Here is a 16,416-nt window from a genome sequence, read left to right as displayed (position 1 = left end):
TTTACGAACTGCTCCTTTTTGGAGTTATTTCAAATTAAAAAAGGAAGCCTTCGGGCTTCCCTTTGTCGTTTATAATAACATATTGTAAATTTGACAAATATTCATTTCGAACCGACAATCTTCATGAGAAAATTATTAATTCTATTTTCTTTCCTCCTTCTCTCCTCTTCAGCGTTCTGTCAGGAGCATTTAATGTCTAAGCAATTAGAGTTTCCAAACGTTGCCTATCCTCTTCATGAATTATTGAACGAAATAAGTAAACAAACCGGTGCTGAATTTAGCTATACCAGCGAATTAAATACAAATCAATACATTGAACTTCCCGCCTTAACAGGAAACCTTAAATATTTCCTGAACGAAATTATTGATACAAAAGCATTTAAAATTATCAACCAAAAGAATAAAATCTTTTTAATTGGCATTCCTCCATCAGAACGAAAATACAGCATCAGCGGATTCATAACCGACTCCAAAACAGGTGAATCTCTTATCAACGCAAGTGTTGTTAATTTAGAAAATTACACAGGTACTATTAGCAACAACTTTGGCTTTTATAGTTTTTCTCTCAATCAAAAAGCATACAAACTACAAATTTCCTATGTTGGCTATCAAGATGCTGTCATTAGCATATTCCCCAAACAAGATACCAGTATTAACATAGCCTTAGAGCCAAAAACCATTCTTAATGAAATTAAAGTCGTTGCTGATAAAAAAGGCAATAACATCAATCATCAATTTGTAAGCAGCAATACGATAACTTCCGATAAATTCTGTAATTCAGGAATTTTAGGTGAAAATGATTTGTTTCAGAATCTAATCCAATTTCCCGGTGTTCAGTCCTCAAACGAAGGTCTTGGAGGGTTTATCGTACGAAACGGTTCGCCTGCTCAGAATTTAATTCTTCTCGATGATGTTCCCGTTTACTATTCCTCGCATTTGTTCGGCTTATTTTCCGTTTTTAATCCTGATGCCATTAACCATGTAAAACTGATAAAAGGAGGTTTCCCCGCACATTACGGAGGTCGTGTTTCTTCCGTTCTCGATATTCGTATGAAAGATGGGAATTCGAAAAAACTGGGCGGCGATTTTAGTATTGGACTTTTAACAGCCAAATTTAACCTGCATGGTCCAATTAAAAAGGACAAAACAACATTCAACCTTTCGGTTCGGCGCTCCTATCTCGATTTACTGCTAAAAGGCATTTTAAAACTAGCTGACAGCGATGTGACCGGCGGTTACTATTTTGGCGATTTAAATTTTAAGCTCACACATAAATTCTCTCAACGCGACAAGATTTTCTTCAGCACCTATTGGGGCGGCGATTTAATTAATGTAAAAAATACGGAACAGTTAACAGCCACATCAAAAGAGAAAACCGAAAATAAAGTTGGTTGGGGTAATTTCACAAATTCTCTTCGCTGGAACCACATTTACAGCAACCACCTTTTCGGAAATACTTCTTTGATACTAAGCAGATATACCTTTTTAGTTAAGGATAAGAAATCCGTGCAAAATGAAGGTGAAGGTTTTAAAGAAAACTACAATTATCAATTTAGATCAGGCATTCGTGATTTCACACTTAAATCGGAATTCGATTGGATTCCCGACTCGAAACATTATCTGAAATTTGGAATGGAAAGCTCACTGCATCACACCAAACCCGGCAGCGAACTGTACCGAAACAGCAATCAAAACGAACAAAATACATACAACGATCAAATTATAAGCTCAAAAGAATTAATCCTGTTTGGTGAATGTCAAATTCAGTTCGGAAAAAAATTCCTTGTAAATATGGGATCCCGATGGAGTAGCTTTATTGTAGAAGGAACCTACTACTCTACCGTAGAGCCGAGGTTTAGTGCTCAATATTATTTGCATCCCAAATGGACTGTAACAGGAAGCTTTTCGCAGATGACTCAATACCTCCATCTGGTTACAACCAGTTCACTTAGTCTGCCTACCGATCTTTGGTTGCCCGTAACAAGTAAAATTAAACCCATCGATTCCTTTCAATATACCGGAGGAACCAATTATTCTTTCTCTAAATCAGTAAAGTTAACCGCTGAATATTACCACAAATTATCCCGTAATGTTTTAGAATTCAGCGATGCATATTTTTTTCAGAATGTGAGTGCCGACTGGGAAAATATAGTAGAAGCTGGAAAATCGTGGAGCAATGGTTTAGAGCTTAATCTGAGTAAAACCAATGGTAAAACTACGGGAAATATGGCGTACACATTTTCCAAATCTTTTGTGAAATATCCTGAAATAAATGGTGGCAAAACATTTGCTTCCCCTTACGATCGCCGTCACGATTTCTCAGTCTTACTAAATCAAAAATTAAGCAAGAAAGTCGATTTTTCCGTTGCATGGGTTTATGGAAGCGGTTTGCCTGCAACTCTTTCTTCAACGAATATAAGTACGGTTTCACCCTATAATCCAGGAGAAATTTCTTCAACGCCAATTTTTTCTCACAGAAATGGGTTTAGATTACCGGATTATCACAGAATGGATTTCTCAATCAATTTTAGAAAATTCAAGAAACATGGAATAAGAACATGGAATATTAGTATTAACAATGTGTACAACAGGAAAAATGCCAACTACGTTTCCATAAGCGAAACTCAAAACGAATTTGGCACCACCAGTTACAGCTTAAAGCAAATTAGTCTGTTCGCTTTTTTGCCAAGTGTAAGTTATTCCTATAAATTTTAAGAAAAGCTATTATGACACGTCCATAACAGGCTATATGACAATTAAAAATAAATTATAAACACATGAAACGTCCATGTATAAAGCTTTCTACACACAGGGAAATGATTATATGGTAAGTTCCATCTGAAAAAAACTTAAAATTATAAACAGATGAAATATCAATTACTTTTTCTCAATATTTGCCTGCTTTTTTTGCATTTTTCCTGCGAAGAAGAGTTGCAGGTTCCCATTCCTGAAGAAGAACCAAAACTAGTTATCAATTCGCTGCTTGGAGTAGATAGTTTACTCCGGGTTCATGTAAGCAAAAGTTCAGTTTTTCAGGAACAATCCATCAATACTTTTTTGTCTGATGCCAACATCATCATAAAAGAAAACAATCAGTTGTTAGGGAAAATGATACATGAAAACGATGGGTGGTACTCCTTAAATTCATCTGTAGTAAAAGCTGGTAATTCCTATCAAATTGAAGTTTCGTACCCTGATTTAGGAACGGCTGCATCTGAAACCAAAACATTACAAAAAGTTGCTATAACAAATCTTTCTTATCAGATTAAGGAAGAAAACAAACTGGAATTTACTTTTAAATTTGACGATGCAGCATTGCAGGAAAACTACTACATGATTTTACTGAAAGCATATAATGGAACTTCTTTCTCAGATATAGATTTCTATAGCAATAACATTATTTTCAATGGCAATTTATCCGAAAATTCAATTGGAATACAGCAAAATATGCTTCGTGGCAGCCACACATTCTCCGATGAAAATATTAACGGAGAAACCAACAGCATTTCAATATATACTTTCAATGAATTATTTAATGATTCAGAAATAAATCAGAAATACAAATTGGAATTGTACCACATTACATCCGATTACTTCAAGTATGAACGATCATTAACCGCTTATTACAATCGTGACGACTTACCCTTTTACAAGAAGGTAAACCTTCATTCCAATGTTAGTTGCGGCTATGGAATCTTCACTTCTTATGCTATTGATTCAAAAACAATTGCTGTTCAGTAAACAACAAATCCATTCAGCTCTGATCATTGACGAATAAGTATTTTAATAGCCATATTTACTGAAAAAACACGTATTTTTATTTTTTCACAAAAATACCGCTAAAAATGATTCGCTATATCCTTATCCTTTTTACTGTTTTTCTTTTAAGTATTGCTTCTTTATTCGCTCAGGAAAACTACGAATGGAGTACCGCGAAAAATGGTGAAGGCTTCAACTCTTTTCTGCTGCGAAACCACATATCTCCCATTAACGATTTAGAAAAATTTAAGGATTTGAATCAAGGACGATTTACCAAAAATGGTGATTTAATTGCCGGTGAAAAATATAAACTACCGTTTCTTTATTCAACGCATTTAGCCTCCCTATTAGGCGAAGATCATCGGAATGTAAAACTGGTTGATAATTCAATGAGTGGAGCTGTTCTTTATTTAGTGGCCGGACATGGAGGTCCTGATCCTGGTGCTGTAGGCACTATTTCGGGTCACAAAATCACAGAAGACGAATATGCATATGATATTGTACTAAGAATGGGTGAAGAGCTTCTGTCGCATGGAGCCAAAGTGCATTTCATCATTCAAGATCCGAATGATGGTATTAGAGATGCAGATTACCTAAAACCCGATAAAGATGAACGTTGCTATCCTTCACAGAAAATACCCAGAAAACATACGCCACGATTAAAACAAAGAGCTGCAGCCATCAATTTATTAGCACAAAATGAAAATAAATCGGCCTACCAACGATTAATTATCCTCCATCTTGACTCCAGGAGTAAAGGAAACAGCACTGATGTGTATTTTTATCATCATGCAGTAAGCAGGAAAGGAAAGGATTTAGCACTTACTTTACTGCAAAAAATGAAAGATAAGTATAATGAATTCCAACCTAACCGGGGTTATGAAGGAACCGTTGGTACAAGAAGATTATACATGTTGCAAACAACAACTCCACCCGCGGTATTTATTGAATTAGGCAATATCAATAACTACAACGATCAAATGCGATTTATAAAAGCAGAAAACCGACAAGCCTTAGCCATGTGGTTGTGCGAAGGAATACAAGAGAATTATCTAAAATTAAAAATGAAGTAAGAACAGAAAAAAGAATCAATTATTTGTTTCATCTGTTTCTAATTTTATTGTTACGATCAGATGAAACTTACCATTTGTAAATCATGCTTGTTTGTATACTGATGATAGTTTACTCATGGTCGTTTCATTTTACTTAATTACACATAACTCTTATGTGTAAACTTTAAGGTAATAGGTTCAACTAAATTATGAAAGTCTTCATACGAAAGCATAAGAAGCTCTGTATGTGTTCCTGCGTTAAACACGATATCATCGTCTTCAACTAAACTTTCAGCCACATAAACCTCCAAATTGTATAAATTACCAAATGGAGGCATAGCTCCCACTTCACATTGTGGAAATATATTTTTAAAATCTTGCTCATGCGCCAGCTCTACTTTTTTACAATCCAGCATTTGTTTTAATAAATCAAAGTCAATCAAATAAGATGCAGGCAGTACAGCCATACATATCCTTCCATCCACTCTGATCATTACTGTTTTTGCAAGCATTTTACCCGGAATATGAGCCGATGCAGCAATTTGCTGGGCGGTGTAGGCCGATGAATGCCGAATCGTTACATATTTAATATGTCGCTCATCTAAATACTCTTTTAATTTACGAATAGGCATAATATTTGGATCTAATAGTTAAAAATATCCACTCTACAGAAGGTCTTTACAACCTTTAATTGGCAGTGCCAATTGGGTTTTGATTTCCGGTTCTTACTTCCACCCCACATATTTGAGAATAAAGGGAGTACTATTCAATTTACGAAAAAAAAAGCGGTAAGTAAAGAGATATAGCATTCTGATTAAGTATTTATAATCATTTTTCATTGCTGTTACGAGTTCCAAATTACTGAACTACGAAAAATATCGTATTAAAATTTTGTAATACGACAAGTTTCGTATATCTTTATCTACGAAATTAATCGTATAACGGAAATCACCACAATAATATGCCACAGAAGATTAAGCCAACCGAAGCAGAATTAGAAATATTACAAGTTCTATGGACCTATGGGCCCTCGAATGTCCGGTTTGTAAATGACAAATTGAAATCAGAAAGAAATGTTGGCTACACAACTACTCTTAAAATTATGCAAATAATGACTGAGAAAGGGATACTCGAACGCGATATAAAATCAAAAACCCATATCTACAAAGCTGTTGTTGAAGAAAAGGAAACTAAAAATCAGTTAATCGATAAGTTTATATCCACTCTTTTTGGTGGATCTACTTCTGGAATGGTTCTTCAGGCTTTGGGCAATCAAAAATGCTCAACGAAGGAATTAAATGAGATAAAAAAATTAATTGATAACATCGAAAATCCGAATCAAAATGGAACTGATAAATAATTTCGATTTATACGAATTGAGTCATGCTATTGGCTGGTCTTTAATTCATTCTGTATGGCAGACTGCAGTAATTGGGGGGATTATTTGGTTGATATTTCGATTTATCTCAAAAGACAATGCAAGAATTCGATATGCTTTGTCGGGCTTAGGACTCCTACTAATTTGTGTTGCATCAGCAATTACATTCTGCCGATACATACCATCAAATACCAGTACCTCTTTAGTTGATTTTACAGCTCTACTGGGAACTTCAGACATCATTCCGCAAGAAGAATCATTCCTTACCAAACTGTGGACACAAATCCAAATTCAATTGGAAAACTCATTTCCCTATCTGGTTAAAATCTGGATGATTGGAATGCTCTTTCTCTCCATTAATCTTATTTTAAAATACATTTATACCTTAAAACTAAAAAAACACTTAACCTATCCTTTACGGCCTAACTATAAGTCGATTGCTGATCGATTGGTGACAAAATACAATCTCAAACAAAACATTTTATTTAAGGAGTCGGGCCTGCTCGAGATACCTTCTGTAATTGGATATTTTAAACCAGTTGTACTTCTTCCGGTTTCCATGCTAAGTGGAATCCCCGAAAATCAATTGGAAATTATCATAGCACATGAATTGGCACATATTCGCAGGCACGATTATCTGCTGCAATTCATTCAAGGAATTATTGAACTTATATTCTTTTATCATCCTGTAGTTTGGTGGCTATCTTCTGTGGTAAATGCCGAAAGAGAGCACATTTGTGACGATCTGGCGGTTAAGGTTTGTGGTGAATCCTTAACTCTTATTAAAGCATTAAATAATATGGAAGCAATCAGAAAAAAACAGTATGAATTGGTATTAGGTTTTTCCGGTAAAAAAGGAAAAGTATTGAATCGGATTAAACGTATTCTTAGACCTAAAGCCTCAACCAATCCAAGAAGAGAACGATTTGTACTAAGCGGCGTATTTACGCTCCTATTTGCCGGCTTGTTCTTAATTTCAAATTTTGCAATTTCAGGGAATACAGATTATCAAAAAGCATTTTTTTCGAAGATTAACATTCTGGACAAAACTGCAGATCAATCTGATAAGTCAATTCAGAATGAAGAACTTCCGCTTGATCTAATCAATGCAAAATCCGATCAAAAAAAGAAAAAAGAGGCAAAAAAACAAACAGAAATAGCTGCAACTGAGATTGAGCTTGAAGAAGTAACTGAGGTAGAAAAAATAGAACTATCGGAAATGCCTCCGATGCCTGTTATGCCAACTATGCCTACACTACCTCCTGCTGTAGAAATGCCTTTTAATTCTTTTGATGCTCCTGAATTTAGTTTCCCAAAAGATTCTGTAAAATCAGACAAATGGGTAAAATTGAAGGCCGATGAGATCATAAAAGAACAACGTAAGAACATCCAACAACAACTGGAAAAAATTGAGTCACCGGAGTTTCAGGAAAAAATGAATCAGCAAATTAAAGAAAGTAAGACGAGAATTCAGGAAGATATTAAGAGAGTTAATTCTGATGAATATCGCAAAGAATTGGAAGAGAGAATAAAAAATAATCCAACAAGTTCATTTAATCAAGATTCTACTACCCCCTCACGATGGGGCAAAAAAGGTCATATAAGGCCTACTTTAGGCAATATAGGTAATCCAGGCGTTACTCAATTTAGCTCATTATCATCTGGAGTCACTAATAAACACCCTCTTATTCTTTTAGATGGGAAAAAGATCACTCAAGAACAAATGGATAAAATTTCACCAAATGAATTTGCTTCAATAAGTGTTCTGAAAGATGATTCGGCAATTAAATTGTACGGCAAGGAAGCTAAAAATGGAGTAATTCTAATCACCAGTAAATCAGAAAACATAACTAAAAAAGGAGAATCTGATTCAATTAATACTGATGATATTATGGTACTGGGATATAGCTATATGAAAAATCCAGGTACTACATTTGTTGGTAATGGTTATACCAGTGAAAATGGAGTAAATGCTCAAGGTGCAAAACGTAAATATCCTCTATTTGTTGTTGATGGGAAAAAATTAGCAAATGCAGACTCAAGGGGACTTGATGAAAATAATATTGAAAGTATAAATGTAATTAAAGGTGAACAAGCGACAGCCAAGTATGGCAAAGAAGCTATTAACGGAGTAATCGAAATCACCAGTAAATCAAATAATCAAAAAAATACTTCTGCTGTTAAGCTTAATTTAGGAGATACAATCAATCCTCCTTTATTCATTCTTGATGGGAACAAAATTTCTTCAGAAGCAGCCACAAAAGTTCATCCCGATGACATTAAAAATATTAACATATTAAAAGGCAAAGAAGCAATAAAGAAATACGGAGAAAGTGCTAAAAACGGGGCTATTGAAATCAATTCCAAAGGTTTAAATTTTAAAGATCCTATCAAAATTGATAATGCCATATATGTAGTTGATGGAAAAAAGCTTTCAAAAAAAGAATCGGAAAAAATTAAGCCTGACGATATTGAAAGTATTAATGTACTAAAAGGTAAACCAGCAATAGAAAAATATGGAAAGAAAGGGAAAAATGGAGTCGTCGAAATCACCAGCAAAACGAATAACAAGCAAGCTGTAAAAATGAAGTTAGGTTCAATAAAAAACCCTCCACTTTTTATTGTTGATGGAAAAATAACAGCAGCAAAAAAAGTTGAAGAAATAAATTCCAATGATATTGAAAACATTAATGTGCTAAAAGGTGAGCAGGCAATTGAAAAATACGGTGAAGAAGCTAAAAACGGTGTCATTGTAATTACTCTAAAAACCAAATTCTCCAACTTAAACTCTTCGCTCAATTTCTTGGAAAATACGGATAAAAATGAACCTCTTTATATTATAAATGGTGAAAGAATATCAGAAGAAAAAATGAAAAATATCGATCCTAACAGCATTGATTACATTACCGTTTTGAAAGATGAAAATGCCACAAGTCAATATGGAAAAGAAGCTAAAAACGGGGCCGTAGTTATTCGATTAAAAGAATAAACGTCAAAAAATAGTTTTTGAAGGACCACATTTCACGAATGTGGTCTTTTGTATTTAACACAATAAAGTTTTAAAATCAGGCATTTGCAGGCAAAATATCAAATTCGTATATTAACTGAAAACCACGTAATTAAAATACTAAGCCGATGCTCTTTTTGCTTGTCATATTCATTTCATATGTTTTGGTGTGGATCACCTCCCAATTCAGCAAATACCTCATGAAATTTACTAAAAATGATCATTTGCGTTTTGCTTATGGAATCGGCTTCATTACTGTCGGGGCAATGCATATACTTGTTCCAAATCTTTTTGAGCATATATTCGCTGCTATTTCCAACTCAACTTACGAAATAATTAATATTTTAGGATTTGTTCTGATTATTTGTGGTGTTGGTCTTTTGAGCAGAAGAGTTCATAAAGAAGCTGCAATACTTCTCATTGTGTTGATGCTTATTTTCATCCCTCTAAGTATAATTATGCTTACCCGTTATGTTCCGGGTCCATTAGGCATAGAATATGAGCCGGTATTGGGATATTTAAGGATTCTTGCCTTCGCACTCTTAATTTGGTTTTTAATTAAAGCGTGTGAACTTTCGCCAAGAAGAAAATATAACAAAACAAAATACGACCGGAATATCTAATCGTCGTTTTTATTTTTTACAGTTCACGCATTTTTTCATAACTTGATTGTTGCCTAAAAATAGTGCAATGCCATTAATTTCCATCAAATAAATAAAACGATGAGCTATTTTATCCGTTTAAGTACGCATTTTAAATTTGAAGATGCCATTGACCGTGTGACCAGAGCGCTTCAAACCGAAGGATTTGGCATATTAACCGATATTGATGTGAAAGCTACTTTAAAAGAAAAACTGGACGTCAATTTCAAGAAATACCGGATTCTAGGTGCTTGTAACCCATCTTTTGCCTACAAAGCTTTTCAGGTTGAAGATCAAATCGGCATAATGATGCCTTGTAATGTAACTGTTATTGAACAAGATAATGGTCATGTCGATATTTCAATTATGGACCCAACAGCGACTTTTAATGTCATTGAAAACGAGGCATTACAACCTTTTGCTCACGAACTAAAAAGCAGACTGGAACGCTGTTTAACTTATCTTGAAGAATAAACTCCAAATGAGTTTTTCACTTTATTACTTGTTTCACTTTCAAAAATTACCTCATGAAACACTTACTTTTTCCCATTTTTATTCTTTTATATTTTACCTCCTTTTCTCAAAATTCAGGTACAGACAATACTATTTTACCACATCGCTTATTCGATTTTTGGCTGGGAGAATGGGACGTGTTCACCAATGATGAACTTGTAGGTCACAACACCATTAGTTTGCTGCAAAATGGCAACCTACTGCAGGAAAATTGGGTGTCGGAAAAAGAAAATTTTACAGGTACGAGCTACAGCTTTTACAATGAAAAAATTGATAAATGGCAACAAATTTGGATTGATAAAAATGGCAATAATCTGCTTTTGAAAGGAAATTTTGACAATGGAAAAATGGTTTTATCAAGCAGTACCGACTCCAATATGGGAGAAGACCAGTCTCTTCATCGAATTAGCTGGATCGTAATGCCAAACGGCGATGTAAAGCAAATTTGGGAATCGACCATTGACGATGGTGAAATTTGGAGCATTCAGTTTGAAGGAGTCTATAAAAAGAAGAAATAATCTTAATAGAACTTCCCTTTTTCATCACGCATGGGTACAAATCGAACAGGTAAATCAATCTGTTTGCTTATTTTCCCATTTTCTTTTTTTAGAAGAACCAACTTCTTCACATTCTTCTTACCTACAGGAATTACCAATCGTCCGCGTTCTGCCAGTTGAGCAATTAAAACTTCGGGAATTGCTGTAGGTGAACAAGTCACAATAATTCCATCGAATGGAGCCATATCTGCCAACCCCTGATGTCCATCCCGACAAAAGGTCTTCACATTTTCATACTCTAAAGAATCCAGAACAAAAGAGGCTCTTTTATGCAGTGATTCAACAATTTCTATGGAATAAACTTCAGCACATATTTCACCCAGTATGGCCGCCTGATATCCGGATCCTGTACCAATTTCCAAAACCCGGCTTTTCGAACTCAATTCGAGAAGTTGACTCATGTAAGCAACTATATAAGGTTGTGAAATGCTTTGTCCTTCCCCAATAGGCAAAGGACGATCCTGATACGCGAAACGCTTTAAGCTTGCCGGAACAAATAAATGTCTTTCCACTTTTTCCATCGCGCCGATAACAAGAGCATCATTCACACCTCTTTTAATAATCTGTTCGATGACCATGTTTTCCCGAAGTTTCTCAAATTCCATCTTTTGCCGATTAGCAACTTCACGATATCTTCCTAATGAAACAATCAATAGTATAAGGCAGAAGTTTTTCATGATTCAAATTCCCTATTTAATTAAAGTTACGACATTACAGCTAAAAATGAGGAATAAAAAATACCCTATAATCCCTTACTTAAACAGTAAATAATAAAGGCCAAATGCGAATTGGAAAACAAATTTTAGTAATTTAAATTCCATATTTCATAATTAAAATGTTTCCCATGAGATCAATCATCGTTATCCTTTTCATATCAGTAAGTAATTTTTTTTATTTAAGTGCACAAGACAGTATCGCCTTGCACTATTCAAAATCACTATCGACCAAGCAAATACAAAACGATATTGTAACACTATCCTCCGATAATATGGAAGGCAGAGACACTGGAAGTAAAGGACAAAAGCTTGCGGCTCAGTACATCTGCCAGCAATTCATAAATGCAGGTGTAAACAATCCTAAAGGAAACAAGGACCGTTCGGGATATTTTCAGAATTTCGCCATCTACAAAAACGAGCAAGCTGATGCTGAAATTCAGATCGTTGGTAAAGTATTTAAAAATTACGAAGACATTCTGATATCAGGATTCACCAATTATTCAAATGATAGCTTGGATCTTGTTTTTTTGGGAACTGCTCCTGACACAAGTTATATAAACAAAGATTATTCTAACAAGGCTGTTCTCTTCCTGAGCACAAATCTGTATGCTGCAGCCATAAAATCGAATGATATTGCGGTGGCTTCCAAAGCCAAATTGATACTGTTTTGCAATCCAAATCAAAACAATCAATACAAAGAGTTACTTGATAAGAAAAAGATAATATCTCCAAAAGGAATGGTTCTAAAATCGGAAATTAATAACAATTTTAATCCGTTTGACTCCATCGGCTCTTCCAAATCCTTTACCCAATATAAAAACAGAATGCACACCTATCAGGGTGCAATCTCGAATCCGGTTGCCTGTGCACTTCTTCAAATCAAACCCAAAAGATTAAAACAGATTTTAGAGACAAAAAAAATGAATAAAACAGAACAGAAAATCTGTAAATTCACTTTTAATTTTGACCTAAAATACAAGGAAGTAAATACTGAAAATGTGTTCGCTTATCTGCCTGGAACCAATAAAAAGGAAGAAGTTTTAGTTATTTCTGCTCATTACGATCATGTTGGGAAAAAAGATGGTGAAATATTCAATGGAGCGAATGATAATGCATCAGGAACTGCTGCAATCATAGAAATTGCACGAAAATTTCAGGAAGCCAGCGATAAGGGGCATAAAACAAAACGAAGCATCCTTTTTGCTGCATTTACAGGAGAAGAAAAAGGTTTGTGCGGATCGAAATATTTTGTAGACAACCCACCGTTTCCCTTATCGAATATTGTTGGAAATTTAAATTTGGATATGCTGGGCCGACACGATGAATTTAATGATACCACAGATTATATTTACCTTTTGGGAACCAATCATCTCAAGCCCAAATTGAAAGTCATATCCGATAGTATAAATCAGATTAGTACAAAGTTACGTCTTGATTACAGATACGATATGCCTGATAATTTTCTCTATCAAGCCTCGGATCAAGCATCCTTTGTGAAACATGGCATTCCCGCTGTTTTTTATTTTAACGGCTTGCACAAAGACTATCATCAAGCAAGAGACACAGCCGAAAAGATCGATTTCCAAGCTATAAACAAAGTATCCCAATTAGTGTTTTTAACTGCCTGGGAACTGGCAAATGAAAAATAAACACAACTTTTAATTCTTGTATTTAGGATGAAAAAAAATCATAGTATGATTATTTAATTTTAAACAAGACAGAACATAAAATCAATTTTTACGTATGTTTGTATTGTTACAATTGATTTACCTAATTACATCATTATGAGACGTCATTATTTTTTCATTATACTTTTCGTTATTGGAAGTTTTTCATGTGCAAAAGACAACGAACATTCCGGTTATATTGATGAAAACCAGGCACTACTGGAAAATTTAAACGAAGTTGATGGAAGACAACATACCTACAACTATGATTTTGAATTATTAGAATTCCGCGAAAAAGTGGACTATTTTGCTCCTGTGAGTTTTTCGGAAGCTCTATCCAGCATTCCTTCAGTCATGAGAGATAAAATTAACCTGATATCGCAAAGCGATTTGCCGTTTACAGTTGCTCAGCAAGAAGCAAATATTGTGACTTCATGGAATGCCTTTAATAAATTGGTGTTTCAGGTTCAATTTTCTTATTTGGAGAATGATTCGAGCTATCAAACCAATTTTAAAGATTTCTTTATCATCTCTATTACTCAATATCCTGAAGATCCCTTCGCAGATGAACAAGCCACATTAGCAATGGAAGAAAATATTACGGGTTATGAAAAATTAGTTTTGGAAGGAACTCATCCTTTGTATTACAAACCTGCATCAGGAAGCTGGCCCAGAATGTTTGACTATTATAAATTCATTGAAGAGGACAAACTGATGGATAAGGAGTCGACAGGCTCATCACAATATTACACCTGGTACAACGGCTTGATCTATAAAATAGGATTTAATATGGATGTGAGTACTACTGACCATGAAGCCATAATTCGAAAAATAATATTAGGAAGTTAACATACAAAAAGGACAGCCACCGCTGTCCTTTCTTATTTATTCAAATCTCTTTTACAGCTTGTTGCCAGTGCCGGATCAGATAATGCCTTCTCGAGTTTAAGTTGATCTTTGGAGGATTCGTACAACAGATTGTACACTTCTCTAATTGAAAGGCTTTCCTCTCTTCTTTCCAGTAAAATTAACTCATCCCCTTTCCTTACTTCACCTTCTTCAATCACACGAATATAAATACCCGGAAAACCAGCATCAATAAACTGGCGAACCATGCTGTCACAATCAAACCGATGATTTAGTTTGTAACACGGTTGCCGGGGCTGGGTAACCTGAACCTTGGCATTTCCTATTTGCAAAACATCACCAATTTTAATGTCTCCTTCATCCAAATCAGAAATGGTTAAATTTTCACCAAACATTCCAAAATTCCAATCCAAATTTGGGAATTTATCTTTCCAAAAGGCGTAATGCTTTTCAGAATACCAGTAACAGGCTTTATCAGCACCTCCATGATATCGTCTGTCAATCACCGAATCATTAACAACATCTTCTTTACCAAGAAAAATTGCCTGATCAACAGCATATTTATATATGCCTGTTTTTTCAATTTTTCCGTGATAATTAATTTCTACGCTTTCGCCAATATTTGTGGAAACGACTTTCATTGTTTGATTTTAAATATCATTGTGCAACGATTACTTTTTATGGGATTTCGGTACAGCACATTCCAATCTGCCTCATCCGATAAGTTGTTGTCGCAAAAAGTAAAACCTTGATTTTATTTCCCTGACAGAGCTAGGTAAATTAAGGAACTGCTGTATTAAAACCTGCATTTTTTTTTATTATTCGTATTGTTCCGGTTTTACCGAAATGGTAAATAAATAAACACCCGACTTGTCCTTATAGTAATAATTCACTTTCACTTTATTGTCTCTCATGCTCTGCATGTCGGGATTTGTTTTTACGTAATTGGTAATGGTCGGCTCCAAGTAAGTTTTTAGTTCTTCAATGTTTACTGAATCCTTATTCATACCAATAAGAGTGTAATTGTATTGAAAAACATTGTCGGGCAATGCAACTGCATTGTCAAGCCTGGTAGCATTATCAACCATAATCGGGCACGATTTATTAAGTTCGCCTGCCGTTTCCATTAATGCTTTATCGAATGTTGTTTTCCGAAATAATCCTGCTAAACTTTCCCCTCCAAATTGTCCAATGGCATAAAAAATTGCAAATGCCACAGCAAATGCGATCCAATATGTAAGCCCTTTCCTTTTCTTCGATTTTGGCAGCTCCTTAGACGATTCAATGGCTTCGGTAGTGCACACGGCTTGTTTGTATTCATCAAATGATTGATCTGAATTACGAATTTTCCAATCGGAGTAATTGTTTTCGAGCTTTTTATTGCACTTTGTACAAAAAGTCATGTACTCCGATTTAAGATCATTTAAGTGTCCGCAATTGTTACATTTCAAATAATGCATGGCATTCTAATTTAATTATACTTCCTGAATATTTTTTTAAACTCAATATCAAAACAATCTGCCGGTACAAATAGGCTTAATTGAAGCCATTATAATTTCTTAATCTGCACCTTACGAAAATCAATCGGATAACCTTCATACTGCAATAAAATACGACCTTTCGAAACCGAAGATTCGACTCCCTCGTTTACCAGTTTGCCATTAAGCTCCTGTTTAATTTTACCATTTACCACTGTAACAACAGCAGTATTCCATTCTCCAATTGCATTGCTTGCATCTGTAAAACGTTTGGCAACCACACTTCGGCCAGGTTCTGTTTGCACTCCATTAATTCGAAGAGTAACATTCTGAAGAAAAATAAAATCTCCTGTCGCACCTTCCTTTACCTGAAACTGTACTCCCTTAGGCCACAAGGTATCACGGCTTTCCTTTGGAACCAAATAAGTGATTCCGCTGTTTTTTTTGTTGCTTTTTCTTACAAATGTTGAATCGGTATTCCACCGGAATTCTACGCATAATTGAAAATTATCAAATGATTGCTCAGACATTAGGTAACCTGCCTTGTTACCATACAAACGAATCATCTGCTGATCGACAGCAAAAAGTTCTGAGGCATTCTCATGTTTTCCCGATTCAGGTTCATAGGCATACCATCCCAATAAATCCTTTTGGTTAAAAAGTTCGATGCTTGATTGCGCTTTGGTAAGGTTCGGAATCAGTACCAAACTGAAAATTAATAGTCGATAAATACAAGTCATTAAAATAAATTTATAGTCTGTTAAAAATATTTGTTTTTCGT

General features: G+C 34.9%; 15 protein-coding genes. 10 read left to right on the top strand and 5 right to left on the bottom strand.

Annotated elements, in window-relative coordinates:
• Positions 1–123: 123 nt before the first annotated feature.
• From QUH73_RS00520 to QUH73_RS00510, 3 genes are all read left to right on the top strand, one after another.
• Positions 124–2,715, top strand: a complete 2,592-nt coding sequence (locus QUH73_RS00520) for a TonB-dependent receptor (protein ID WP_289528492.1) — start codon at positions 124–126, stop codon at positions 2,713–2,715.
• Between the two features lie 150 nt (positions 2,716–2,865).
• Entirely contained in the window at positions 2,866–3,741 is an 876-nt protein-coding gene (locus QUH73_RS00515) for a DUF4249 domain-containing protein (RefSeq protein WP_289528491.1), read from the top strand.
• A gap of 104 nt (positions 3,742–3,845) precedes the next feature.
• Positions 3,846–4,832 (top strand): N-acetylmuramoyl-L-alanine amidase family protein, encoded by a 987-nt coding sequence (locus tag QUH73_RS00510; RefSeq protein WP_289528489.1) that lies wholly within the window; start codon positions 3,846–3,848, stop codon positions 4,830–4,832.
• 137 nt (positions 4,833–4,969) lie between these two features.
• Here the strand turns inward: QUH73_RS00510 and QUH73_RS00505 are convergent, their stop codons facing one another.
• Positions 4,970–5,443 (bottom strand): aminoacyl-tRNA deacylase, encoded by a 474-nt coding sequence (locus tag QUH73_RS00505; protein WP_289528488.1) that lies wholly within the window; start codon positions 5,441–5,443, stop codon positions 4,970–4,972.
• A 329-nt stretch (positions 5,444–5,772) separates the two neighbouring features.
• Between QUH73_RS00505 and QUH73_RS00500 the strand changes: the two genes are divergently transcribed.
• The 5 genes from QUH73_RS00500 to QUH73_RS00480 all read left to right on the top strand — a co-directional run bounded on the left by QUH73_RS00500 (position 5,773) and on the right by QUH73_RS00480 (position 10,868).
• Positions 5,773–6,171, top strand: coding sequence for a BlaI/MecI/CopY family transcriptional regulator (locus QUH73_RS00500; protein ID WP_289528487.1), 399 nt, complete (start codon positions 5,773–5,775; stop codon positions 6,169–6,171).
• Positions 6,155–9,178, top strand: coding sequence for a TonB-dependent receptor plug domain-containing protein (locus QUH73_RS00495; protein ID WP_289528486.1), 3,024 nt, complete (start codon positions 6,155–6,157; stop codon positions 9,176–9,178). The genes QUH73_RS00500 and QUH73_RS00495 overlap by 17 nt, the downstream gene beginning before the upstream one ends.
• A 218-nt stretch (positions 9,179–9,396) precedes the next feature.
• Complete coding sequence (locus QUH73_RS00490) at positions 9,397–9,819, top strand: hypothetical protein (RefSeq protein ID WP_289528485.1); 423 nt, start codon at positions 9,397–9,399, stop codon at positions 9,817–9,819.
• Positions 9,820–9,918: 99 nt separating this feature from the next.
• Positions 9,919–10,311: a DUF302 domain-containing protein gene (locus QUH73_RS00485; RefSeq protein WP_289528484.1), complete on the top strand. Its 393-nt coding sequence runs from the start codon at positions 9,919–9,921 to the stop codon at positions 10,309–10,311.
• Positions 10,312–10,364: 53 nt separating this feature from the next.
• On the top strand, positions 10,365–10,868 hold the full coding sequence (locus QUH73_RS00480; protein ID WP_289528483.1) for a hypothetical protein: 504 nt from the start codon (positions 10,365–10,367) through the stop codon (positions 10,866–10,868).
• 2 nt (positions 10,869–10,870) lie between these two features.
• Here QUH73_RS00480 and QUH73_RS00475 read toward each other — a convergent pair whose 3' ends face one another.
• Positions 10,871–11,584, bottom strand: a complete 714-nt coding sequence (locus QUH73_RS00475) for a protein-L-isoaspartate(D-aspartate) O-methyltransferase (RefSeq protein ID WP_289528482.1) — start codon at positions 11,582–11,584, stop codon at positions 10,871–10,873.
• Positions 11,585–11,751: 167 nt separating this feature from the next.
• Here QUH73_RS00475 and QUH73_RS00470 point away from each other — a divergent pair, with 167 nt between their 5' ends.
• Complete coding sequence (locus QUH73_RS00470) at positions 11,752–13,272, top strand: M28 family metallopeptidase (protein WP_289528481.1); 1,521 nt, start codon at positions 11,752–11,754, stop codon at positions 13,270–13,272.
• Positions 13,273–13,407: 135 nt separating this feature from the next.
• Entirely contained in the window at positions 13,408–14,139 is a 732-nt protein-coding gene (locus QUH73_RS00465) for a hypothetical protein (protein ID WP_289528480.1), read from the top strand.
• Positions 14,140–14,171: 32 nt separating this feature from the next.
• Here QUH73_RS00465 and QUH73_RS00460 read toward each other — a convergent pair whose 3' ends face one another.
• The 3 genes from QUH73_RS00460 to QUH73_RS00450 form a co-directional block, all read right to left on the bottom strand.
• Positions 14,172–14,798 carry an MOSC domain-containing protein gene (locus QUH73_RS00460; RefSeq protein WP_289528479.1) on the bottom strand — a complete coding sequence of 209 codons (627 nt, stop codon included), beginning with the start codon at positions 14,796–14,798 and terminating at the stop codon, positions 14,172–14,174.
• A 177-nt stretch (positions 14,799–14,975) separates the two neighbouring features.
• Positions 14,976–15,617, bottom strand: coding sequence for a hypothetical protein (locus QUH73_RS00455; RefSeq protein ID WP_289528478.1), 642 nt, complete (start codon positions 15,615–15,617; stop codon positions 14,976–14,978).
• Positions 15,618–15,706: 89 nt separating this feature from the next.
• Positions 15,707–16,375: a 3-keto-disaccharide hydrolase gene (locus QUH73_RS00450; protein ID WP_289528477.1), complete on the bottom strand. Its 669-nt coding sequence runs from the start codon at positions 16,373–16,375 to the stop codon at positions 15,707–15,709.
• Between the last annotated feature and the right edge of the window lie 41 nt (positions 16,376–16,416).

Origin of the sequence: Labilibaculum sp. K2S, from assembly GCF_030372765.1 — a bacterium.
Taxonomy (GTDB): Bacteria; Bacteroidota; Bacteroidia; order Bacteroidales; family Marinifilaceae; genus Labilibaculum.
The sequence above is the reverse complement of the archived record's forward strand: the minus strand, read 5'-3'. Positions and strand labels throughout refer to the sequence as shown.

Bases quoted from the DNA above. Each gene is read 5' to 3' on its own strand.
- QUH73_RS00520 (WP_289528492.1), top strand. From the start codon at position 124: ATGAGAAAATTATTAATTCTATTTTCTTTCCTCCTTCTCTCCTCTTCA.
- QUH73_RS00515 (WP_289528491.1), top strand. From the start codon at position 2,866: ATGAAATATCAATTACTTTTTCTCAATATTTGCCTGCTTTTTTTGCAT.
- QUH73_RS00510 (WP_289528489.1), top strand. From the start codon at position 3,846: ATGATTCGCTATATCCTTATCCTTTTTACTGTTTTTCTTTTAAGTATT.
- QUH73_RS00505 (WP_289528488.1), bottom strand. From the start codon at position 5,443: ATGCCTATTCGTAAATTAAAAGAGTATTTAGATGAGCGACATATTAAA.
- QUH73_RS00500 (WP_289528487.1), top strand. From the start codon at position 5,773: ATGCCACAGAAGATTAAGCCAACCGAAGCAGAATTAGAAATATTACAA.
- QUH73_RS00495 (WP_289528486.1), top strand. From the start codon at position 6,155: ATGGAACTGATAAATAATTTCGATTTATACGAATTGAGTCATGCTATT.
- QUH73_RS00490 (WP_289528485.1), top strand. From the start codon at position 9,397: ATGAAATTTACTAAAAATGATCATTTGCGTTTTGCTTATGGAATCGGC.
- QUH73_RS00485 (WP_289528484.1), top strand. From the start codon at position 9,919: ATGAGCTATTTTATCCGTTTAAGTACGCATTTTAAATTTGAAGATGCC.
- QUH73_RS00480 (WP_289528483.1), top strand. From the start codon at position 10,365: ATGAAACACTTACTTTTTCCCATTTTTATTCTTTTATATTTTACCTCC.
- QUH73_RS00475 (WP_289528482.1), bottom strand. From the start codon at position 11,584: ATGAAAAACTTCTGCCTTATACTATTGATTGTTTCATTAGGAAGATAT.
- QUH73_RS00470 (WP_289528481.1), top strand. From the start codon at position 11,752: ATGAGATCAATCATCGTTATCCTTTTCATATCAGTAAGTAATTTTTTT.
- QUH73_RS00465 (WP_289528480.1), top strand. From the start codon at position 13,408: ATGAGACGTCATTATTTTTTCATTATACTTTTCGTTATTGGAAGTTTT.
- QUH73_RS00460 (WP_289528479.1), bottom strand. From the start codon at position 14,798: ATGAAAGTCGTTTCCACAAATATTGGCGAAAGCGTAGAAATTAATTAT.
- QUH73_RS00455 (WP_289528478.1), bottom strand. From the start codon at position 15,617: ATGCATTATTTGAAATGTAACAATTGCGGACACTTAAATGATCTTAAA.
- QUH73_RS00450 (WP_289528477.1), bottom strand. From the start codon at position 16,375: ATGACTTGTATTTATCGACTATTAATTTTCAGTTTGGTACTGATTCCG.